Genomic DNA, 21,887 nt, shown 5'->3' with positions numbered 1-21,887 from the left:
ATTCCCGTTCTACTTACAAATAAAAAGCGCTGGAAGCCCAGTAAAATCAAGGCTTCCAGCGATAATATTCCGAGTGGGTTTAACATCACATATATTTATTTCCCTGTTTACTATCATACATGATTAGCTACTAATCCTCAATGAAAACAACAAATTCCCTTTCGCATTCCCCGATTGTCCACAATCATCCACGAACTTGAATTCTCATTTCGGCACCATCGCGGCACCAATTGCTTTTACGGCACCGTTTTCTAGGCACCAAACACGGCACCAATTCCACGGCAAAAATCTACGTCAATTAGACGTATAAATCAGTCATCTCTTACGTCTATATGACGTATGATGTGCTATAACCCAATGAGGAGTGATTCGGTAATGAAGCAAACAGTCTATCGCTATGAGTACCAATCTGACGGCAATCGGATACGTTGCATCAGGGCACGCGAGGAAGAGGTCAATGAGCAAGCAGAAGCCATGAAGGATTTGGCGGCGTGGGGAATCGTTATCGCAGGACTAATTATTTGTGGGGTGATCTTACTATGATCATGAAGTCTTTCCATACTCGCATGGCTGAAATCTGCACCGTCAACAAGACGCGCGAGCTTCGACATGATGAGATTGAAGAACTCGACCACTGTCTCCAGCAGAACGCCAATTACATCTGGGAGATGCTTCGGCTCAAGAACCTCTCGCTCATGGCCTCGATGATCAACGACACCGAATGGCAACACGAGTTATGCCGTGAGATCGACGAACTAGCAGACGACCCGCATGCATCAAAAATAAAAAAGCCCTGACCCCAAGAGGTCAAGGCACCAAACTCCATTAATAGGGTATGCGACTGAGCGCAGCGAGATGCTGCGCTTTTCGCTGTTACTGTGTTGCTTGTCCACTTGCTTTGCGCAACTCGTTCGCCAAGCGGTTGAATTCTTTTTTCGCTTCTGGGATCTGCACGGTCGCCGCATAGCCTGCGCTCAGGAATTTAATGATTGCATTTGCATCTTCTGGTGTAAGCATATACTCATTCTCCTCTACAACATATTTTTCGAAGAAAGACTTTTCCATGGCATTAGTATCCACGTTGCCACTGATCCCCTTAACCTTACCTACATCGGTATATTGGAACACCGACCACTTGTCCCATGTGCTATTCGCCATAGGCGTGCTTACGCCATAGTGAGCGATCCACAGCGGGTACGACGCCAGCTGATTGCCGAGATACGACTTCGCGAAGCTGGCACCTGTGTAAATCATTGTAGGATGCCCAGTAAGTCGCTCCACCTCTTGAAGCCATGCCACGCACCACGCCGACAGCTTCCCACCGCCAACACTTGCCGCATCACCTTCCACATCCAAGACGTGAGGGAAGTCAGCAGCATACCCCTTCACCGTATCTGCGAACTTTGCCGCCTCGACCAGCGCGCTATTGTTTTCGGGATGCGCATAATGATAGAAGCCAACCTTCACGCCTGCCGCCACTGCCGCCTTCGCGTTCGTGCTGAATTTGGTATCGACTCCCGTGCGGCCTTCTGATGCTTTGATAAACGCCCCTTGTACGCCATCCGCTTTGACAGATACCCAGTCGATCGCCCCTTGATGGTGCGACACGTCAATGACTTTAATGTTACTTGCTGCTTTCGCTTGCATCGGAATCCCCCTTAGAAACCTTGTACAAACCAACCGAACCAAGACCAATAACAACGATAGCCGCGAGCGTCGACTGCACTGCGTCCGGCACAACAACAAACATGGCAGCAAAAGCAAGCGCCGCCACATTGTAGTGACGGCGCGGTACTTTGTATTGCTTCAGCACACCAACCAGTGCGGCAACGCATGGTGTAAGCATTAAAATTTGATCGGTATCCAACTTAAGCACCTCCACGGTAGAAGAATCCTAGCACGGCAACAATGATGCTGCCGAACGTCGTACGCCACAGCCATTTACGATCATCCTCAAGGTCCTTCACCTTATCATTCAAATTCTTTGTATTCTCCTCGATGCGTGTCAGCCGCTGCAGTATCTCTGGGAAGTAATCCTCATTTGCCATGTCCCCCACCGCTCCTCACCTCGCAGCCCGATTTATCTCGCTGATCGTACGCACATCTTGTCCTCGCTGCTGCTCTATATATTGAATGTAATCTTGTAGCTTACTGAGCTCGTCCAGTAGCTTGTAATAATCGTACTTATTCACGTCGTAATCTTTCAGCAGCGAGGATATGCCAAGCGTTTGTCTTAGCGCCTGATCGGCCTGATCGACATCTCCTTGATCCTTGAATGTCGTCGTTGCCATACGAGTCGGCTGTCCGCCAAGCTGTTCAAGCACGTAATTGAGCTTCGGATCAATACCGAAATCAAGGGCGGTGCCAGGTAAGTTATAGTTCGTCTTGTCTCCCTCGTACTTCTTAATCTCTTTGTTCGTAAAGAAACTGCGATTCAGGGATAATTCAGCCGGCAGTTTCAGCAGTGGGTTAACTGATCCGACAAGCAGCTTGAGCGGATCGTCCAACCGGGTTAAGTCACCGAGCGGCAGGTTCAAGCCGAGAATCTTACCCGTGCCCGTCTTGTCATTGCCGTAGACAGGAAGCGCGAACTGTTCCTTCATATAATCCGGCATCGTCTCTTCATCGAGCCCGACTGCATCCTGTGCATTCTCCCTAACCGTATTCACCTTTGCATATTTGCGTGGGTCCGAGGTAATCTGCTTCAGTTGGAATGGAATGTTGTTGCGCATCCACCGATAGAACGGCACCGCCCGAGTCACGTACTCCCGTTCGAAGTTCGATAGCTTGTTGTAATCAAACTGCGTTTCTCTTACCTTCGCCGCGGCCTGCTGAGGCGTTAACCCTTTATCACGAGCCCACTTGTACATGGCGAAGCGCGAGACCTGGTCTACGACAGCACCTGCCTCACGGCTAGTTTCTGGCAAATTGACTGCACGTCTCAGGAAGGATTGTTCACCGCGCTGTACGGATTTCTCAATCGCCTTTTCTGGATCGACACTACGCACGAAATCTACCTTGGATAGCGCTTCGGCACCTAGACCCTGCTTACGGTATTCCTCGAAGAGCTCGCCGCCTTTGCCCCTCAGCGCGTCAGCTACATCCTTGGCCGCGCCTGATGTGTATTTAACAAGGTTTGGCATACTCATGCCGCCCACGTAATTATTGAACATCGCGCCTGCCAAGTTGCGGGCATGGTATGCAGGAGACAGCAACGCTAGCTTTTTCCAGTTGTTCAGCACTGCGTCATAGGACTTGAGCATCGATTGTATACCTTCGTCCGATGTTAGCTTTTGGTAACGGTCGAGTGCATTCTTTGTTGCCTTCGTCACTAGGTATTCGCCACCGACTTCATCAGCTAGCGCCGTCGCTCCCTCTGGTACCTCTTCGCCGGCCTTAATGAACTTATAATTATTCGTATCGATGACGACCTGATTCGGCTTGATATCCATCCCCTTCTTGTACTTGGTTGCGAAGTCGGGATTGCTCAGCACTTTACGTCGGAATTGCACAGCCTGAACGTAGTCAATGAGCTGCTTCTGACCGATCGCGGTTGAAAAGAACGCATTCGGGTTGAAGAACTCACGACCTACTTGTTCGTTGATGTCCTCAGCGCTACCGCTCAATTCACGAGCGTTCACAACCTTCTTATTCGGGTTTCCTGTACCAACAGCACCTCGATCAACACCAGCTGGGGTTCGCCGCTGACGCGATTCACGTTCAGCCTTGGAGAGGACGTGCTTCATATATCCTTCCATCTCGCTGATGTGGATGCCGTTGTCAAGCGCATACTGCCGAATCTCATCATTGCTCCGCGTCAGTTGTCGTGCTGCTTCTCTAACATTCACGTCATCAGACAATTCTCGTTCGGCGCGTGGTATCTCGCGTTGCTCGATGATTGGATTTTGCTTCGACGCTGTGAACTGTTCGATGTCGTCCTGGTGCTGTTTAATCTGAGCAGCAGTGTTATCCTTCAAGCCGGTCGCCTGCGTACGCAGATCGTTCAGTTGTGTCTTAAGCTCGTCCCTTTGCTTCAACATCACATTAAATGCTGGACTAGCACCCACCTGTGAGAAGGCTCGGCTTTGCGCAAGTTCGTCGATGTTAACCGGCTTATTCTTACGCCCAGCCAGTTGTCGGAGTGCTGCATTCTCTCTACTAAAATATTGTCGTCTGATTTGCTTATCAAGCCTGCTTAGCTGATCGGCAGTATCGGCGATTTGCTTGTTAACACCGCCAAGCTCCGTCGTTCTCGATACGCCAAGAGGCTTCACGCTGTTCGCGGGGATAAAAGTATCTTCATCCTTGAAACGGATCTCCTTCCCTGCCGATCCGTTTCGAACCTCTTCAATCTCGAGTGCCTTTTCCCCCTTTAGGCGCTTACCATTCTCACCTATACGGTATGCCTTATCGCCAACCGCCATCTGTTCAAGGCTCTTAGGTGTGTAGAAGTTATCTTTCAAATCACCTTCGAGTTCAGTAATGCGGTTACGGCTATCATCGATTCGATTCTGCAACTCTCGCTTACTCGTCGTTGTACCACCGCCTGGCAGCTCGAACGCTTGAATGTCCTCGAACTGCTTTAGAGGTGCTTCCATGATCCGCCCAACATCCGCACCCGCATCGAGACCACCTGCCAACTTCGCAGCATCCACGACCTTACGCATAGACTCGTCAGCCATATAGCGCCTTGTTGCCTCTGTCTCCTCACCCAGATCGCGCAAGAAGTTATTACCGCGCTGCCCGCCAAGGGTTTCATCTATGCGGTAATCACGATTGAAAGCATAGCCGAGACCATCCTTCGCCTTTTGGGCAGCTGGCCGCAGCGTGTTCTCGGAGAAGCGACCGAAGGCCGGAAGCTTCTCCAATGTGCCATATGATACCTTGCCTAGACCTTTCGCTGCATCGGCAACTCCTCTACCGACCTTGGTGAACGCAGCACCAGGTACATACATGAGCGGATCGAGCGCAATCTCAAGCCCCGTTCCTAGAACTGCCTTCATAAGCTTGTTGTGAACGCCAGCGCGCTCCATCAGGTCAGAGCCATGCGTCCTCTCCTGCCCGCTGAATCCCTTCCATGCTGCCTCACCGAACTTGTCACCGCCCGTCTGCTTTTCGTTCAGCATGCCGAGAATGGCTTGAGATGGCCTACCTAGGAGCTCCAGAGCATCGAATATGAAGTTCTGACCTTCTGGTAAATTCGTTGCCTTCTCGAACCAATTACGGCGGTCGGTGTCTGTCTTAACGTTAACGCCCACATCCTGTAGACGGGTGCGGGCGTTTGTGATTTGCCGTTGCACGGCTGCTGAAGGGTCGTCATCCTTATCAGTTGAACTAGAACTCTGACGACTCCATTTATTGCGAACGCCACTGGAGAACGGCATTTCATTCCCTCCTTAACCTTGTGTTAGGCGAGGACCGTACAGGCTTTGCCACGTTTGGAAGTCTACGCCGCCAAGTCGGCCATTCGCTGACTTATACCACGAGAGGTAATCGAGAGTAGGATAGCCTTTCGCTTTAGCCTCTGCTTCCACTTCCTTGTCGCTCTTGGCGCCCGATGCCGCGATTTGATCCTGAGTAGCTGCAGGCGCCTGTGTCGACGGCGCAATTTGCTGAACAATGCCTTGCAGATACTTAGCATCCTCGGCACTATATAGCCCGAGTGACAAATCGTCTTGAATCTGTTGCCACGCCTGTGCCGGGGTTAACTCGCCCGCCCGAAGCGCGGACAATAGGGCGCTGCCCTCTTGTTGTCTTTCAGCAGCGGTGAGTCCTGTACTTGCCGCGTTTTGGTCACTCTCTTTGTTCGCTGCAAGTCTCTCTTGCAAAGCCCGATCAGCTGCATTGTCCGACGCGCGTTGCGCCCGGTCAGCAGCAGCAATAGAAGCTGTTTGTGCACGGCTTGCTTGCTGTTCAGCGAGATTCGCATTGAACTGACGGGTCGATTCAAGCAACGTACCGGCTGGAATGCCCGTGAGATTCGCAAGCGAATCCGAAACTTTACCCATTTGCACCGACTCTGTCCACGCATTTTCAAACGCTTGCTGCTGTGCGGCGGTTGTTTGCTTGCCTTTGTACATGCCGGTGAGTGCCGCCTGCTGGATTTCAAGCAACTCTTGTTGCTGCGTGTCCGTAACCTTGTCACGTTCCGCTTGGTACTGCGTTTGGTAAGCTTGGTCACTGCGCCCGCTAAGGTAGTTAACCGCATTGTACAGGTTATTGATGCCTTCCTGAGTCCGCGTGTCGTAAAGTCCTTGTTGTCCAGTCAGCGCGTCGAGATACGTTCCCAGCGCCGCAAGCTGCTGCTGTTGCTTCGAATCATAAGCCGCTTGCAGCTGCGGTACAACCTGCAGCTGCATGTACTCGTTCTCGTCGTTCTGGATGCTCTGAGCCCGGTCGGCAAGGTTGGTCGAACGACCAAATCCAGAAGCGCCCATTGACTCCTGCGCCGCGCGTGTTGACTTCTGCGCCGCCCGGTCAGCCTGCGCTTGATAGGCTGCATACTCATCGCTGTTGTACACGTCGTAAGGCGTTTGGTTCGTCAACTTGTCGTAATAGGAGGCCAATGTATCCGAAACTTGCTGATCATATGGGTTCGTCGTTGTATTGTTCAGAGCACTGAGGTAATTGTCCTGTGCCGTCTTCGTCGCTTGGTTTGACGTATAGGTGTTGTAGGTGTTGTACGTGTTGTTGTATGCCGTAGGGTCCGCGTAGGATACGCCACCGCTAACCGTTGTCGGCTTAATGAAGTTCTGTCCGTCGATCGTGACATAGCCGTTGCTGTATCCGATGCGGCTATTGTCGATCCCCTTGGCATTGAGGTCTGAACGTATTCCGATCATGCCCGTTGTGTCTTGAGCACTTGCCATATCGGCGTCCCCTCCTTACGTTTGATCATGCGTGTGGCCTGTCGCTGCGGACCAAGAGACAAGCCCGCTCACGGTTACGCCGTCCGTTGTCGTGGCTAACCACGTTCCAGGAGGAATGCCGTGATTATGACCGCCAGCCGCCGAGGTTGCATTTCCAACTGTCGCCTTGGCATTGAGCGCAGTTTGCAGCGATTGTCCAGCTGCCACGCTGCGAAGTTCGCTCCACGAGTCGAACTGAATGCCTTCGAGCCCTTGCGTTGTAAGCTTGATAGGCCCCGTCCCTGACCAGAGATTCAACCCCCACAATCCTTTGATCTCCATCTCTTCCGGTGCCTCAATTTCACCCACAACAAAATCGCCCGCACCAAAGATAATGGCGGGGCGATCATTGGTACCGAAAGGTACGACTTTAATCCAATCATTTTCAGATGAATATGCACCGATCAGGTTGTCGTCGTAGTTCAGTTCAACGTACGGGTAGCCTTCAGCGCTTCGAATTCGCGCTGAGGTCATAGTTACGTTGCCGTTAATATCGACCTCAAACGTGTTGTAGGAACCGTTGTTTACCACCATACCATCGCCATCGATTTGAATGAAGCCGCTATCTAGGTCACTTCGAACCGTCACGACATTGGCGTCCAATGTCCCTGTGTAAATCGAATCTGCTGTAATGCGTCGGACGTTCAGATCGTCAAGATTAAGCAGCAGCCAATCCAAGTCGCGCTGAAGCTTTACGACATAATCAATAAGTTGTTGACTACTCGGATTATCTGCCAGCTGCGGCAAATCAGGAGTCGGACACATCGCCGTCGCCGCCTCTCATTGCTTCAACTGCCGCAATCGCGGCATGCAGTCCTGCAATGTTCTTCTCCTGTGCCGCTATCTGCTCTTTAGATGAGTTAGTCGCCCTCAGTGCAGCGAGGTTTAGTTCAGCATCATAAATCCGTAGCTTGTACGTTCTTACGCGGCTATCAATCAGCGCATCCTTCTCTTTTTGTGTCAGTTCCATAGAAGCCTCCTATCGCTGCACGCGGCAGACTTTGAAATATCGTTGCATCTTCTGTATTTCAGCAGGGCCAACGCCTGAAAGTCTGAATTGTGCGAAGTTCGTTAGCGGCAGCGTGTCAAGCGGAATAATCATATTGCGGCTCTGTGCAATGTCCGCGCCGCCTGCTGGATTGTAAGCGATCGTCGTCCACGTCAATCCTTGGTCAGTGCTATACTCCACGGTGAGCGACGTGTCAACGGGGAACGTGCCTTGCAGATGAAGTTCCTTGTACTGCTTTTCAGCTTCCGCATACCCCTCGTCAAACACCTTTGTCACAATACTCCAAGGAATAGCGGCTCCATTGTCGTCCGTGCCGTCATTAATCTTGTACGTTTGACCGTTTGCATCTCCGACATACGTTTGGTTGTTGATTCGCCCAGCGTAACGGTAACTTTCGTCATGCGCGACTTCACGCCATATGTTGAAGCGCGGATCGTACATGAGCCTTACGTTTGGCTCGTCGTACTCTCCAGTCGCTATGCAAAGGTAATAGCGAATACCGTCCGTAAACGCGCAACACCGTTCCAATGCCCCGCGATTCAAGTTGTTGAGATGCCCACGAACACGCTCGCCAATGGCGAACGGCTTGCCGCCTTGGTGTCCATAGATGTCGTTTTCACCGAGCCAATATATCGTGTCGCCTACCTCGACAATTGTTCGTGAAGAGATGCAGCCGATATCGTTGCTGACGGATACGAGCGCGTAATTGTAATAGTTCGTGCCCTTGATGACCGCCATGCTGTCCTTCTTCCAAACCCACTTGTCACCGTAGAACTCTTTCAGCCCGGTGATGTCGCCGCCGTTGGGCGTGTAATACTGCACGCTGCCGCTGTTTTCCGCGCTCGTCCAATCATCTTGATCTTGGAAGGCGCTGTAATACAGCACATCGCCTACCGCCATCCAGACACGCACGTTATCGTTCGTGATGTACTTAGCGCCTGCAGGAGGGCTGCCGCTGATGTTTAATAGTGACGTGCCATTCCACTTCTTCAGCTGCGTGCCATTGACCAATAGCAGCAGGTCATTGAAGTTCGTCGCGTCCCAGTCGGCATCGGCCCATGTGCCCGTAATGTTTGTCCACGTCCCAGCGTTGTCATACTGCAGCGTTGAACCTACGGCGCGGACGAGATACGCATTCCCGAAGTTGGCCATCAGCCGTGTTGCGCCGCTACCGGCTGCTCCATACGATGAACGACCTTTCCGTGTTGTGAGTGCAGGATGCCGTTCCGTGTCCCAGCCATACTCTGCTGCGCTCTCATTGTCCTTCAAATCAAAAGTGGAGAGCCCATTGTTGAGCCCTCCACTGAAATCTTGCTCCGCTCTATTGCTTCGGTTCGTTGTGCCGCTGTATATTGCGCCCATCCTGCTCACCTCGATCTGTACAAGGGTACAAATAAAGTTATTTAAAACTTATTATACATGTTTGACAACATGTTTCGGAGCATGTAATATATAGCCAAGGAGGTGAACAGCACTTGGCACGAAGAACATTTACCACAACAATCGACGATGAGATCCAAAAACACTTCAAAGAATCTTGCACGATTAACGGAGACAAAATGAATGACGTTCTTGAAGCATTCATGCAAGGATACATCAACGGCGAGTTTACAGTCGAGAAGGAAGTCAAATTCATCTTGAAAAAAATGCAAAACTAAAAGGGAAGCCGATGAACCCCGCTAAGAGATTCGGCTTCCCTACCACAAAAGCAATCACCCAAAGGTGTGCTACTGCTATTATAGCAGGTTTGTCCTCCTAACGGCAATGGTTGCTGAAAACAGGAGGGTTACAATGAAAAAACAGATCTCCGAGTATCCGCCGTATGAAGAACTTTACGACTCCTATGCGGACAACTTTAATCGACTCGCTGAGATTATGGAGGAGTTTGGTTTAGACCACTCCCTGCTTGATGACGTCTGCTCCTCACTCGAATGGCTTAATAAGTTAGATGTAAGATCTGCTTATCAGCAAGGAATTCAGGATGGTCAGCTCATTGCAAACGATGGCAAACATACCGTCGAATCATTTGATAAGCTTGAGCGGAGGAATGCCCTGTGAATTCCTTGACACTGGTTAAGAGTGATAATTTCGGAAGTATCCAATGTGACTTCTATGGTGACGATAACGAGATTTGGATGACCCGTGAACAGATTGGCAGGGCTTTGGATTACACTGTCCCGCTAACTGCAATTACAAAGATCCATACCCGTAACAAAGAACGTTTAGATATGTTTTCAGTAACTACCAAGTTGGTAGGTACTGATGGCAAGTTGTATGATACCTATATCTACAACGCCAAAGGCATATACGAAATATGCCGATGGAGCCGACAACCAAAGGCCAACGCGTTCTTTGACTGGGTGTATGAAGTGTTGGAAAATTTGCGCAAAGGTAAAACCGTCCTGGTTCAGAATGTACCTCCTCAACCGATGGAGCCTACAGTAACGGAAATTGAACGTGCTAAGGTACTTATTGATGTAGCAGATAAGTTTAAACGCCACCTACCGAACAAGTCAGTTCAAATCATTGTTGAAGAAGCTGTTGGGTTACTAGGTGTTAAGATTCCTGCGTCAATTGAAGATGATATTATTTCGCCACCGAAGCAACCAGCGACAAGTACCCGAAAATTGTCTAGCATCACTACCGAACGTCGTTCCATTGGTGGGTATAGTCTTGATGACATTGGACACATGATAGGAAAAGATTCCAAATTTGTAAACACACTAGCCACTAAGTATGGTTTGTATGCGTTGAAATTCGGTTCTTATTCCAAGGCTGGAATTCACCGCGATCCCCATAAACGTCCATTTTATTTCAATGAGAAAGGTAAAGAAGTGTTGATGGCACTTTTTCAACAAGAGCAATCTAAATGAGACTAATAATTACAGAGTTTGAGCAGGGCGAGAAATCGTTCTGCTTTTTTTTGCCTTACAACCCGGAAGGGATTAGATCAGCCACAGATGAACTCCTTGTACCTCGTCCACCGCTCCATTGTCCACGACGACGCGGCAACACATCACGGGGCGTATAATACTCCGGCTGCCGTAGCTTGTACTGTCGCTCATAGTCAGCTAACAACGCATTGTAATCCGTGGCAAAGTTGTTCTTATCATCGATCTCGCCTCGGGCCCGGGCAATGCGCTCCAAGCAACCGAGGACAAGCAGTTCTTGAAAGTCCTCTTCTAAATCAGGAGTCACCGTAAGATCGGATGCTGACAATGCTGCAGGCCGTTTATTGTAAATAAGGTAAATGGCTTTTCCTTCATCCGTTTCGGTCGGCATCGGGTTAATAAAAAGCTGATCTTCTAGTAATGAATAGAACTGTGTAGCTGAGCCAATCTGTTCTCCGCTTTCAATCGATAAGTAAGGCAGAGTAGAGAATCCGCTTGAGCCTACTGATCGTTTGATCATCACTTGCTTGATACCAAATCGATCACAGTTACTCGGAAGTTGATAGAAGGCAACACCGGCTTGGGTTGGGAATGTATCCGGAGGCGCCTCTTTCGGCACCTTCTGAAAAATCTGACACTGAGTAACATCCATCCATTCCACTTTTTGAGCTATTGAATAACTGTTACGATAGGTTGTATCAATTGTGTTTAGCAATTGTTGTATAGTCGGCATTGACTTATCCTCCTTTCCAAAAAGAAAAAGACGCTCAGAAGAGCGCCCGCCTGCACACACCAATAAAATAGCCGCCCGATATCAGGCGGCTTAGTGCTATATTGCTTTTTCGATTAGAACTTTGTTAACTCGTACCCGTTTGAATTTCATCGCTCGTTTCTCGATCAGATGCCATGACGCATATGCAAACACAAACGTTATCAATGCGGATACGATAAAGGCGATGTAAGGGTTCAACTCAAAGTTCTCAGAAAGAATCTGCTGAATCGGGAATGCGAATATATACATCCCGTACGAGAAATCGCCGTGCTTCGAAACACCCGGGTACTTGAACTTTGTTCCGAACACTAAGTAAAAGACAGCATACGCTCCTAGCACAAGGAGTCCTTCTTTCAGGTACCCGAGCCAACCGGCACAGACTAGCAGCAAGAGTGCTATCAGGAAGTAGCTGCCTCTCAACTTTATCGAATCCCTAAACAGGTAAAACACCATTCCGGCTGAAAAGTACGATAAGAAGTAAGCTGCGTTATCGATCAACGATACCGACAATTCCAGATGATCCACTGCAACAGTTGCTAGAAGTAACCCCACAGCGATCGGCTTGTTTAACTGGCGGAAAAAACCAAACAACGCAACAACCAAGTAACAGAAGAACTCGTATTCCAATGTCCATAACGAGCCGTTAACAGCGCTCGGAAAAACATTGTTTGTAAAGATTCCAGGTAAATAACCGCCATTACCAAGTGGATGCAGCAGTATCATCGTTAAGTACGTGTATGTCTCCTTGGAAGTGAAGTACTCGCTTGGCGATAATGTCGTTATAAACGGCCCCATGATAAACACCGTCAGCAACACCACGACGATCAACGCCGGGAATATTCGCAGCACTCGCGCTCTCAGGAATTTATATAGGTCCTGAGAGCGATCATAGCTCTGTGTAATGAGATAGCCACTGATTAAGAAAAAGATAATGACTGATACATTGCCTGAAGAAACCTGACCATTCGTAAGCAAATATAGCGGTTCCTTTTCTTTCGACCCCAAAAATAGATCGAATGAATGGGATAAGATGACAACCGTTGCCGCTATAAGTCTTAGAAGGTCGAGATTGTTCACCCGACCATAGATATCGCTTTTACTCAACCTCGCACTCCCCCTTCCTTATTTGATACAAATCGTAGCATAAATTTACATATTTTTTCAATATAAGTTTTTATGTCGGGAGTGTCTTAAGTCAGATAAAAAGAACGTTTGGCTACTAACGGTTCATCTCATACCATTTTGCCCCATCGAATCGTAAGGTAATCGAAGCCCCTGCCGACATCGCCGCGTCAACCGAACCTTTCAGTGCGATGTAAGCGCCAGAGTTTTTAATCGTCGTGTTGCCATTTGTCGCTGTAAGGATGATGACTTGACCGCCATATGCATTCAAAAAATTCGTAATCGTCGTTGGCGATGTGTTGGATAATTTGAGCCATTTCGATCCGTTGCGGTCGACGTACCCTACATCTGGTGTCGTCGCGCCATCAGGAATCGAAATTAGAGCTTCACCTATGCCGGACCACGTTGTGCCGATAAGGTTCGCTGTGCTTGTAGCGTCCAGAACTTTATTAAAGCTGCCAAAGATCCGGTTGTTTTCTAGTTTTGTCCCTACACCATCAGCCAAGAATAGTTGACCGGAAGTGACTGCAGCTCCATTGCTCGGGTCGTAGACGGTATTACCGGTGATCAAGCACTCGTTTCCGAATTTCATTAAGTTACGCTTACCGTTTGTAGGCTGACAGTAGACGTTGTTGTTAAGGAACTTCACTTGTCCACTGAATGAAAAAGCGTAAGCTGTATCATCTCCGCCCCAGCAGTTGTCGAAGGTGCTACCATCGATAATTATCTCTCCCCCAGTTTGATTAAACCATTTTGTACCTGCTGGTGTAGGAGTTGTACCGAAGCAACCATTGAAAGACACTCGGCCTGATGCAATAGAGAAGAAAGGTGGCTGAATCTTCGTGACGTTATCGTAGTATCCAGGGTCGTTTGCTGACCGTTGGACAAATTGCATGCCTACGAAAGTATTCTCCAGAACGCCACTCAATTGAACAGGTGAGCCAAGCACCGGTGTAGCGCTGTACATCTCAATTTTCCCGCCGATAAACTGGACATGTCTCATATTGTGATCGCACTTGAGCGGAAACTCGCACGCCTCAATGTGCAGACCAAAAATATGCAGTGCATTTGTTGAGTCCGATTCGCCTGATAGGTAAACCGCTGGGTACTCATTGTCCTTTCCGCACTGAATTACACGGCAACTGTACCATGACCCATCGAAAAACTGATTTGTGTGAATGCCACCCCGGGTAAAGCCGACTACATTCAATCGCTCGAGTGACGGTTCTGTAACCATATACTTCAAATACAAGGCTCTTCGATCTGATTTATTGGTCCCGGTATTAAAGTGGTTCGACCCCAGGAAAGTTAAGTCTGTTATCTTTGTTCCGAATATAACGTTGTAATCATTGACGGGTTCGAAAACAAACATATCCGCGTTGCTCGTACCAATTGAGCGAAAGATCGTTCCGCCTTCTCTAATTTCTGGATTGGTTGTGTTGGTAAATGTTGTTTTTACACCGATGAAGTTGCAGGGATCGTTAACACGGACTGTCCCAGCAATGTCGTAAATTCCAACTGGCGCAAACACCTCTCTTACCTTCAATGAAATTGCATGATCGAAGGTTCTTTGCATTGCTTGTGTGTTGTCAAATCCATCCTCACAGCGAGCGCCGAACCAATGGGGATAAATCTGAGTTACTAATGGGGCACCACTCAATGTTCCACCTTTGGACAGGTCAAATAGAAGTGAATACAAACCACCGACTATTTGACAGTTAAGCTTAATATTAGAGCCAAGGTTAGGCGTAAGGTGTGCGCCGTTAGCAAATACAACTAAGATGTTTGACGGGAAGTCAACAGTGGCAGCAGAAAAGCGATAACTACCGCTAATAAAAAGGAATGTTGCTAATTTATCTCCTACCTTTTTAAGCAGTCTTGCCCAGGCGTCAGAGTTATCGAATGAATCATCTCCGCGCAGCCCGTTGTCATCTACGTTATAAATGCCACCTCTACCACCACCTGAGTAGAAGGCTGACGCCATTAAATCACTTACCGATGGCATTCACTACCGCCTCCTTCGTATAGAAACAAAGGAGAGGTGCCTGCGGGCACCTCTCTACTACCTCTACGTTCCGATTGCGATCCAGTCCACCGCGCCCCATGGCGTTGTAGCAGCGATGGGTGTCACGTCGCCCGATGCTGTTGGCTTCCAGCTCTTAATGAGTATAGAACCTGCAGCAGGAGCGCCGGACTGGTTGCCTACGTCCGCACCAACCCACAGATGCGTGAGTGTTGGTGTACCGCGCAAAGTAGCCACAGCGGCGACAACGGTCGTTAAACCCGTTGCTACCGTGTGGCTTGCTGATGTCGGCGTTACCGTGCCGCGTGCGACCTTATAACCTGTTCCTGCGCCAAGAAGAACATTGGCGAGGGACGCGTCGTTCTGGAACAAGTTCCCGTTCGTATCCCATAATTGCTTCTTTGTGCCGCCGCCGTTAGGCTTCGACATTACGTAGCCACTATCAACATGGTTAGGCATGTCTTATCCCTCCTATTAACCTTGGCTGCCTACGAGGCCCATCCAGTGAACATAGCCGACCGAGTAACGAGCGTAACCGTAGTAGAACCAGTCAACTGTTTTCGGCAGTTGGTACGAGTCGAACGTCGGCTTGTCTCTCCAACCCAGTGTGATGTTCTGGAAGCGCGGATCGCGAAGAACCCACTTCGAACCCGTGATGTAGTCGTATACTTTAGGCACAACACCTTGGATGACGTTCTTCGTGTTCGACTCCTCGTATGCTTGCAGCGTCGACTGTGTGATCTCTTTGCCTGTGAACTCGAGATCTGGACCCGTCAGGAGCTCTTTGGCACGAGCCATGATTTTCAGGCCCGCTGGGTTCACCTGGTTCCGCATGAGCGTCATACCAGCTTTCAGGTTGTCCGGCGTCAAAGCACCCGTTGTTAAGTTATCGCCAGCTGCCGAGGAATCAATCAGTGGGTGATTGTCGTTGAACAGCGATACGCCATCGTATCCAACGTTGCCGAAGCCGTTGTTGATGACGTTAGCTGCATCCAACTCCATACGCGCTTGCAGGCCGTATGCAAGACCAGCAGCAGATCCGTTCTGACCGAGGCCCTTCATGACGTTGTACAGGTCGTCACGTACGAGCTCCCACGTTACAGAGTAACCTTGGTCGAAACGCTGCGCCGTCAGCGTAGCCGTGTCGCCTTGGTTGATCTCGGATTCGTTGATCGTGTTACCTTCCGAGTTTTGGTCCCACATGCCAAGCGCACCCATGTGCGGGAACGAGTCGTCTTTCTTGTTCATGTCGTACACGGTCGTGAAGCCCGGATACTGCTTCTCCAGACCGTCGAATTCATCGAAGAATACCTTCTTATGAACAGGCGTCAATAGTTCGCCGAAATTAGAACGATTCATTTTCATAGCGGTTCACTCTCCCTAATTAGTTTTCCGAGCGATTCTTGATCAACGCGAACACTGTATTGCGTGTCGTTGACCCGGGCGTTGGCAAGCCTGTTACTTCCAAGTAGCCGCCTGTCGTATCGTCAGGGTTCAACGTGTATGCGTTGGAACCGAGGTCGAACACCGTGCCGATGTCGCTCGCCGTGAACGATGTTTTCGTACCGCCCGTTGCGAACGGAATCTCGTAGATGCTGTCAGGGTTCACATCGATTGTTACAACGTCAGATGCAGTCACGCTGCCGCCTGTCGTCTTCGCCTCTGCTGCTACGCCCCATACCGTGCCAGCAGCTGCAGCTTGTCCTGCCACGCTTGCTTTGCCGGATGTCTTAACGACGATGCTGCCCTTCACGATTGTCTGGCTTGCATTAACCGGCACTTGGCGGTAAATTGGGCTCGTTCCGTTATTACTGCCGTGATACACCATGCGTCTTACCATTGCTATCTCCTCGCTTTATCGTTTTTTGTTTTTCGCGTATTCTTCCGGCGTCATGCCAGCCGCTTTGGCAATCTGCCGTTCAATTGCCGAGAGTTGAACACGCTTTGTGCTCTGTCCGGCATTGTTGCCTGTTGGCGATGTGACGACCTTCTTGGCCTGCGTCTTGGCCTTGTCGGCTTTGACTTTGGCTGTAACCTCGTTCTCGCGCTCCTTCATGCGCTCGCGACCGCGGCGCATCCAGTACACGTCCTCAAGGCTCATGTTCAGCCGCTCTGCTTCTTCCTCGAATTCTTCGCGATAGTCATCGAGGTCCGCATAGAACGGATCAGCTTTGAGGCGAGTTGCCTCTGCGTCGTACTTGCTTTTGCGCATTTGCTGCTGAATATCAGCCAATTGCCGCTGTGTTGCCGCGTATTGCTGGGCCACTTCTGCCGGCACACCTTGCTGTGTCAGGCGATGCGCTTCCATTGCATCCATGCGGCGATTGAGTTCGTCAACGTCACCTACACCTACCTGTTGCATAAAGCGCTTGGCCGTCGCCGCCTCTTTCTCTAGCTTCCTCATGCGCTCTTGCCACTTCTTACGCTCGGCAATTACGGCATTGGCCGTCGCATTCTTGCCCTTGCCGCCACGTACGTTGCTCCCGTCGTCCTCGGTTGTTTCGTCTCCTTCGGACTCTTCGTTTTGCTCGTCGACTGCGGCGCCTTGATGTCCATCACCGTCCTGCACTTGCCCTTCGCCATCGTCATCCCCACCTTCGAAAATCTCATCCAAGTCAATCTCATTGTCGTCGTCTGACACGTCTGGCAGATCGACTTCAATCTCTTCGTTATCAGTAGCGCCGTCGCCATCGGCGAACAGTTGCAAGTTAAGGGGGAAACGGAATTTCAACATAGCGACTTACCTCCTCGCCCTTTACGCGGGGCACTCGATATGCGGCTTTTCGCAGGAGCCGAGTACCTGGCTTATTTGGGCGGCGTGTGCTCGCCGAGGCATGGGTTCTAAGCCACCCATGAAGGCAAAAGAAAAAGCCGCCTAGTGGCGACTTGGAATTAGTGCTATTCGATAACTTGCCAGTCTTCCGCGAGCAGATCGCCCGTACTCGGAACCCAGCCGGGCTGCCATTTGCCTTGTGCATTCCACAATGAGAAGTACGGTTGCGAGTCAAGCGGAGTATCTACGCCAATATGCTTGGCTGTTCGATCGTTGACGCGTGGACCAGCTTCTTGAGTTGAATATGGCGGCAAATATAGGGCAGGCACGAGCACAACCCATTGCCCTCTGCCGTTCCAGCCTGCTCGCGAAACCCTTTTACCTACCTTCAGCAGTTCGAGTATTTGTCCGAAATTCATCTCTTACGCTTCCCCTCTAGGCATGATTTGCCGTGGGCCGCGCGGGCTGATCGTCAGAATACGCCACGACTGCCCTTCTTGCTTGAGCCACAGATAATAGTCCTTCTCGCACTGCGGGCACGTCGCCTCTGTGAAGCGTTGCGCGTTGCCGCCGTACAGGTTAGGGTCAACGGTCTGGAAAACCTCCGGTTGCCGGAGCAGCGGGGGCTTTATGTCAGCCACGTCGAAAACGTGATCACAGCATTTCTTGGTATTTAAGTGCATGATTGTTCCTCCTCATAGTCTCTCGATCAGACGGTCCATGTTGGCTTCAACGACTCGATACATGATGTCTACCTGCAGATGAGAGCAAAGCTCCTGCTGCTCGCCTACGTCGCAGTTTCCCCACGAGGTTGCAATGTTTCCGTCCGTTTTGTCTTTAGCGGCGAATACGAATGACTGAATGTCGCCCGCCTTCGCCTTCTCCAGCAAGAATTCTAACGCTTCAATCATGTTGTTTTGTGGCGTATTCAACCGCACAATATTCGTCATCGGTATTCACCGCCCTTGATGTATTCATTCATGAGCATTGTCGCTCTGCCGCTCCACCCGCACGCTGGGCACCGTGCCATGCGATTGCTCGTCCACCCGACGTCACGAAGCGCTATGCGCTCACAGCGAGGGCATACAGGGTGTTGAACGTATGATTGCTTCGTGCCGATCCACGGATGGCTCGTCGCGTGCTGTTGCCACTTCTTCGGGTCCATTTGACTGAACAACATTACGCGCCACCTCCCGGTGCCATCGGTGCGCCGCCAGCTGCTAGACCTTGAACCATAGGGTTTTGCATCGCTGGTGCTGCGCCCGGAGCGCCTTGTGGCATCATGCCCGGCATAGTCTGCTGCATTGGGGGTTGCGGCGGCTGTTCTTCGATCGGCAAGCCTGCATAGTCACGAAGCAGCTTGCGGTATTCTTGCGGCGTAATCGCTTTGCTCGCATATGCCTTGTCGATCATCTGGAACACGAACGCCTTGTTGCTTGGCAGGCCAGCACCGACTGTTACCTTGATGTCGAGCGCAATCTTCTGTGTCAGACCGTCAGGATGCGGCATCCACTCCGGTACGTTCTCCGCTGCAGGGAATTGCTGTGCGAAGCCTTGCTGGAACGACGACGTTGCGGGCATCAGCTTCGGTATGTTGAGCAGCTGGTTCGGATTCATCGCCATGAAGCTGTCTGCACCGCTTGATTCCGTGATTCGGAATATCTCTTCTGTTGTGTAGTTCTCCATCATCAGCACCAACGCATACTCGAACACTTCGGCAAGTGTCTCTTCCAGCAGCATTTTGTCGTGCGTGATGTTCTGTGTGCCTGCCTGCTGCAGGCCGAGCGACTCGGTTGCTGTGTCCACACCTGTCTGCTTCACACCATTCATTTGGTCGCTCCAACGGCTTACAACAACGCGATCATAGTTGATTGCCTTGTCGCGTATCTGCGACACATAAGTAGGCATATCAGGCGGCTCCATCCACTTAATGCCGCCTTCGTAGTTGGATGGAATGACAAGTCCGCCCTCGTTTGTCAGCTTGTCCGGATCTATCCCACTATTTACATCAACCACGCGCTGCGGGTTGCCTGTCATCCGAGCGTTATAGATGATCTGGTCGTCAAGATCGTTGATGCGGTCCTGCACAGGGATAAGCAACTCAGCCGTCGACTTCGCCCATACCGTGCCTTCACGGTACATATCCGGCGTGAAGAAGTATGGATAACGGTTGTCGTTCTCACAGATCACAACGTCATCAGCCAGCGTGTCGCGGAGAATAACGCCACAGGCGCTCATCTCGATCAGTCGAATGATCTTCTTCATCGGCTTGCCGCTCTTCGGCGCTGCGTACGAGCTACTTTGCCCGTCGACACCTGCATCAGCAGCAGATCCGCTGTCCTCTGCTTCGACGTCATCATCAGTGACGGGGTTGGCTTCCATCTCCTCGACCATTTGCTCCTGTGCGGCTTCGTCATCAGGCACCCATGCGTGCGTCCAGACAAGCATATGGAGGTAATGATCCTGCGCGACTTCGCCGCCCGGCCACCCGTCAAACTCATCGAACATATCCTCATACTGCATCGGGGAATAGCCCGGTGTGATGGCGTCGGCAAGTTCTTCGCCGAATAGCTCCTTGGCGGACTCGATACTTCGGTTGATCGTCTCAATGAGGAAGCGACCCTCTTGAATGCGGTATATGTCGCTGACGACTGGATCCGGGAACACGTATGCTGGGTTAACCGGCTCAATCTGCGGCAAACCAAGCCCGTCCAATACATCAGGGTTGAACAGCACGCGGAGCACACCGACACCGAACTTCTTACGACGGCGCTCGTGCACGTCAACCTTGCGGCGTAGTCGATTCTGATCCTTGCACCAACGCATGAGATTGACAGCCTTATCACGAAACGGCAGGTCACTCGGCCCGCGCGGCTTGGCTTCAACGTCGATGTTCTGCTCTACCAGGTAAGCGACTTGGCCCTCTATCGTGCTGTTAACGACATTCGTATTGCTCGCTGGGTCGTAGTCACTCTCTGGCGGGCTCTGTTCGCCTTCCCAATACTGGTCGGCTGTCTCCATCTTGTCGAAGATGCCGCGCTGATCCTTCTCGGTGTAGGCGTCTTGGTACCACGTTTGTATCTTCTCAGCAAGCTCCTGCTGCTCATCGGACATCAGGTCGAGCCGCTGCTTCGTATACTTGTCTTTTACTTCGTCGAACGTTGCGTTGATGTTCGCCTTCTTAGCCACGGGGTTCACTCCTTCCTGCCAACGTCTATATCATCTGCCGTACTGCCCTTACCCGGCTTCACTGGCGCATATAAGCCGCCTCGTGTCTTGTACTCGTTGTAATCATGCTCGAATGTCCGTGCTGGATTACGAAACGATGATTTGACACGCCGCACAAGGACGGTTTGTTCTTTGTCACTTGGCTGCGGAAGTGGCTGCGTCGCCTTCTCCCAATTCCGACCAAGCACAAAGCCGCAAAGGAACACGAACCCTGTAACGGCAATTAAGAGGAAGTCACTCATTGCTGCACCGTCTCCTTCTTGTCCATGAACGTCGCTACAAAGCCGCAATCACCGCAAGCCCATTGATAGAGGCGCACAGGCTTGCTCTTGCCATCCTTATAGAAGCCACTGTCGTTCTTGGCCTTGGTGACGTTGTCGCTTTGGCATGCTAGGCATTGCTTCATGACCGATGCACCAAGCGGGTGATCATCTCGTCAGCAATTTGTTCCAGAATCATCGCTTTATCTGCTGCACCTTTAGCAAGGCTTTGCACACTAGGCTCAGGAGAATAATACTCCGTGTCACAAGCGGGTTCTGCGCCGAACAGTGCGCTTTGTAATTCGTATAACCTCGACTCTACGATTTGAAGCCTTTGCCACGTTGTTGCCATCACATCAAGAATCGGACTAAGCGGCGACGGTGTTTCGTATGTCTCATGCAATCTGTTTGCTTGATTTTGGTTTAACCCTCTTTGCGCTTCATATGCTTTATAGTTCACAACTCGTCACTCCTTCGCAGAATAGAAAAAAGACGCCATTGCGGCGTCTTGTCACATCGTCCTTAATATGGTAAGTTACTTGTTGAGAGCCTGTGGGAAAGCATCCCCGGCTCTCTTTTCTATTTTACCGCGATAATATCGCCAAACATGATCCATACCCCATCAAGCTTGATCTTCCCTGCATAGCGGTCCACCTTCTCGATAATTCCTGTCTCAATGCGCTCGGCATATTCGTTGAATACCTCGATCGTGATTGGCTCTTTGTTCTCGAATGCTTCGCGTATGGCCGTTTCGATCTCTTCAGCTGCTTCGAAGTCAATGTTCGGCTTACTGCGCTTCCGCTCTTCTCTGCGCCATTCGATCAGTGCTGTTTTGTGCTCTGGCAGCATCATGCGGCTGGATTCCCAAAACCCGTTGCCTGTTAGCTTCTTGCTCATTCGG

General features: G+C 50.6%; 29 protein-coding genes. 5 read left to right on the top strand and 24 right to left on the bottom strand.

Annotated elements, in window-relative coordinates; all coding sequences use genetic code 11:
* Positions 1–375: 375 nt before the first annotated feature.
* On the top strand, positions 376–543 hold the full coding sequence (locus tag DFQ01_RS31300) for a hypothetical protein (RefSeq protein ID WP_174812458.1): 168 nt from the start codon (positions 376–378) through the stop codon (positions 541–543).
* Positions 540–797 (top strand): DUF7667 family protein, encoded by a 258-nt coding sequence (locus DFQ01_RS29255; RefSeq protein WP_342770021.1) that lies wholly within the window; start codon positions 540–542, stop codon positions 795–797. The genes DFQ01_RS31300 and DFQ01_RS29255 overlap by 4 nt, the downstream gene beginning before the upstream one ends.
* Before the next feature lie 76 nt (positions 798–873).
* Here the strand turns inward: DFQ01_RS29255 and DFQ01_RS29250 are convergent, their stop codons facing one another.
* From DFQ01_RS29250 to DFQ01_RS29215, 8 genes are read right to left on the bottom strand one after another with little or no spacing between them, the layout of a single operon-like run.
* Positions 874–1,647 (bottom strand): glycoside hydrolase family 25 protein, encoded by a 774-nt coding sequence (locus tag DFQ01_RS29250; protein WP_110047472.1) that lies wholly within the window; start codon positions 1,645–1,647, stop codon positions 874–876.
* On the bottom strand, positions 1,625–1,867 hold the full coding sequence (locus tag DFQ01_RS29245) for a hypothetical protein (RefSeq protein ID WP_245946934.1): 243 nt from the start codon (positions 1,865–1,867) through the stop codon (positions 1,625–1,627). Before DFQ01_RS29245 ends, DFQ01_RS29250 begins: the two co-directional genes overlap by 23 nt.
* A 1-nt stretch (position 1,868) precedes the next feature.
* Entirely contained in the window at positions 1,869–2,048 is a 180-nt protein-coding gene (locus tag DFQ01_RS29240; RefSeq protein WP_110047471.1) for a hemolysin XhlA family protein, read from the bottom strand.
* Between the two features lie 15 nt (positions 2,049–2,063).
* Positions 2,064–5,384 (bottom strand): hypothetical protein, encoded by a 3,321-nt coding sequence (locus tag DFQ01_RS29235; protein ID WP_110047470.1) that lies wholly within the window; start codon positions 5,382–5,384, stop codon positions 2,064–2,066.
* A gap of 12 nt (positions 5,385–5,396) precedes the next feature.
* Positions 5,397–6,869: a hypothetical protein gene (locus tag DFQ01_RS29230; protein ID WP_110047469.1), complete on the bottom strand. Its 1,473-nt coding sequence runs from the start codon at positions 6,867–6,869 to the stop codon at positions 5,397–5,399.
* A gap of 15 nt (positions 6,870–6,884) precedes the next feature.
* Positions 6,885–7,673: a hypothetical protein gene (locus DFQ01_RS29225; protein ID WP_110047468.1), complete on the bottom strand. Its 789-nt coding sequence runs from the start codon at positions 7,671–7,673 to the stop codon at positions 6,885–6,887.
* Positions 7,657–7,878 (bottom strand): hypothetical protein, encoded by a 222-nt coding sequence (locus tag DFQ01_RS29220; RefSeq protein ID WP_110047467.1) that lies wholly within the window; start codon positions 7,876–7,878, stop codon positions 7,657–7,659. Before DFQ01_RS29220 ends, DFQ01_RS29225 begins: the two co-directional genes overlap by 17 nt.
* Positions 7,879–7,887: 9 nt before the next feature.
* Positions 7,888–9,279 carry a hypothetical protein gene (locus DFQ01_RS29215; RefSeq protein WP_110047466.1) on the bottom strand — a complete coding sequence of 464 codons (1,392 nt, stop codon included), beginning with the start codon at positions 9,277–9,279 and terminating at the stop codon, positions 7,888–7,890.
* A gap of 113 nt (positions 9,280–9,392) precedes the next feature.
* Here DFQ01_RS29215 and DFQ01_RS29210 point away from each other — a divergent pair, with 113 nt between their 5' ends.
* The 3 genes from DFQ01_RS29210 to DFQ01_RS29200 all read left to right on the top strand — a co-directional run bounded on the left by DFQ01_RS29210 (position 9,393) and on the right by DFQ01_RS29200 (position 10,790).
* On the top strand, positions 9,393–9,575 hold the full coding sequence (locus tag DFQ01_RS29210; protein WP_110047465.1) for a hypothetical protein: 183 nt from the start codon (positions 9,393–9,395) through the stop codon (positions 9,573–9,575).
* Between the two features lie 133 nt (positions 9,576–9,708).
* Positions 9,709–9,975, top strand: coding sequence for a hypothetical protein (locus DFQ01_RS29205; RefSeq protein WP_110047464.1), 267 nt, complete (start codon positions 9,709–9,711; stop codon positions 9,973–9,975).
* The gene (locus tag DFQ01_RS29200) at positions 9,972–10,790 is read left to right on the top strand and encodes a BRO-N domain-containing protein (RefSeq protein ID WP_219993716.1); all 819 of its coding nucleotides are present in this window, start codon (positions 9,972–9,974) and stop codon (positions 10,788–10,790) included. The genes DFQ01_RS29205 and DFQ01_RS29200 overlap by 4 nt, the downstream gene beginning before the upstream one ends.
* 55 nt (positions 10,791–10,845) lie before the next feature.
* On the opposite strand, the gene DFQ01_RS29195 is transcribed toward DFQ01_RS29200, so the two are convergent.
* The 16 genes from DFQ01_RS29195 to DFQ01_RS29125 form a co-directional block, all read right to left on the bottom strand.
* Entirely contained in the window at positions 10,846–11,541 is a 696-nt protein-coding gene (locus tag DFQ01_RS29195; protein WP_110047463.1) for a phage adaptor protein, read from the bottom strand.
* 96 nt (positions 11,542–11,637) lie between these two features.
* Complete coding sequence (locus tag DFQ01_RS29190; protein ID WP_110047462.1) at positions 11,638–12,684, bottom strand: acyltransferase family protein; 1,047 nt, start codon at positions 12,682–12,684, stop codon at positions 11,638–11,640.
* Positions 12,685–12,799: 115 nt separating this feature from the next.
* A complete protein-coding gene (locus DFQ01_RS29185) occupies positions 12,800–14,707 on the bottom strand; it encodes a hypothetical protein (RefSeq protein WP_110047461.1) in 1,908 nt (635 codons plus the stop codon).
* A 63-nt stretch (positions 14,708–14,770) separates the two neighbouring features.
* Positions 14,771–15,184, bottom strand: coding sequence for a hypothetical protein (locus DFQ01_RS29180; RefSeq protein ID WP_110047460.1), 414 nt, complete (start codon positions 15,182–15,184; stop codon positions 14,771–14,773).
* Between the two features lie 15 nt (positions 15,185–15,199).
* Complete coding sequence (locus DFQ01_RS29175) at positions 15,200–16,090, bottom strand: phage major capsid protein (RefSeq protein WP_110047459.1); 891 nt, start codon at positions 16,088–16,090, stop codon at positions 15,200–15,202.
* Positions 16,091–16,109: 19 nt separating this feature from the next.
* Positions 16,110–16,565: a hypothetical protein gene (locus DFQ01_RS29170; protein ID WP_110047458.1), complete on the bottom strand. Its 456-nt coding sequence runs from the start codon at positions 16,563–16,565 to the stop codon at positions 16,110–16,112.
* Positions 16,566–16,580: 15 nt separating this feature from the next.
* Complete coding sequence (locus DFQ01_RS29165; RefSeq protein WP_110047457.1) at positions 16,581–17,459, bottom strand: hypothetical protein; 879 nt, start codon at positions 17,457–17,459, stop codon at positions 16,581–16,583.
* Positions 17,460–17,623: 164 nt separating this feature from the next.
* Positions 17,624–17,917 (bottom strand): DUF2829 domain-containing protein, encoded by a 294-nt coding sequence (locus DFQ01_RS29160; protein WP_110047456.1) that lies wholly within the window; start codon positions 17,915–17,917, stop codon positions 17,624–17,626.
* A 3-nt stretch (positions 17,918–17,920) separates the two neighbouring features.
* On the bottom strand, positions 17,921–18,181 hold the full coding sequence (locus DFQ01_RS29155; protein ID WP_110047455.1) for a hypothetical protein: 261 nt from the start codon (positions 18,179–18,181) through the stop codon (positions 17,921–17,923).
* Positions 18,182–18,193: 12 nt separating this feature from the next.
* Positions 18,194–18,448, bottom strand: a complete 255-nt coding sequence (locus DFQ01_RS29150) for a hypothetical protein (RefSeq protein WP_110047454.1) — start codon at positions 18,446–18,448, stop codon at positions 18,194–18,196.
* Positions 18,445–18,678, bottom strand: a complete 234-nt coding sequence (locus DFQ01_RS29145; protein WP_110047453.1) for a hypothetical protein — start codon at positions 18,676–18,678, stop codon at positions 18,445–18,447. Before DFQ01_RS29145 ends, DFQ01_RS29150 begins: the two co-directional genes overlap by 4 nt.
* Positions 18,678–20,687 (bottom strand): hypothetical protein, encoded by a 2,010-nt coding sequence (locus tag DFQ01_RS29140; protein ID WP_110047452.1) that lies wholly within the window; start codon positions 20,685–20,687, stop codon positions 18,678–18,680. The genes DFQ01_RS29145 and DFQ01_RS29140 overlap by 1 nt, the downstream gene beginning before the upstream one ends.
* 5 nt (positions 20,688–20,692) lie before the next feature.
* Positions 20,693–20,968: a hypothetical protein gene (locus tag DFQ01_RS29135; RefSeq protein WP_110047451.1), complete on the bottom strand. Its 276-nt coding sequence runs from the start codon at positions 20,966–20,968 to the stop codon at positions 20,693–20,695.
* Entirely contained in the window at positions 20,965–21,132 is a 168-nt protein-coding gene (locus DFQ01_RS31295) for a hypothetical protein (RefSeq protein WP_174812457.1), read from the bottom strand. Before DFQ01_RS31295 ends, DFQ01_RS29135 begins: the two co-directional genes overlap by 4 nt.
* Positions 21,129–21,446: a hypothetical protein gene (locus DFQ01_RS29130; RefSeq protein ID WP_110047450.1), complete on the bottom strand. Its 318-nt coding sequence runs from the start codon at positions 21,444–21,446 to the stop codon at positions 21,129–21,131. The genes DFQ01_RS31295 and DFQ01_RS29130 overlap by 4 nt, the downstream gene beginning before the upstream one ends.
* A 119-nt stretch (positions 21,447–21,565) precedes the next feature.
* Positions 21,566–21,883, bottom strand: a complete 318-nt coding sequence (locus DFQ01_RS29125; protein ID WP_110047449.1) for a YolD-like family protein — start codon at positions 21,881–21,883, stop codon at positions 21,566–21,568.
* Between the last annotated feature and the right edge of the window lie 4 nt (positions 21,884–21,887).

It is taken from the genome of Paenibacillus cellulosilyticus, from assembly GCF_003182255.1.
GTDB classification, from domain to species: domain Bacteria; phylum Bacillota; class Bacilli; order Paenibacillales; family Paenibacillaceae; genus Paenibacillus_T; species Paenibacillus_T cellulosilyticus.
Note: the sequence above shows the minus strand (reverse complement) of the source record. Positions and strands in the feature narration are given on the sequence as shown.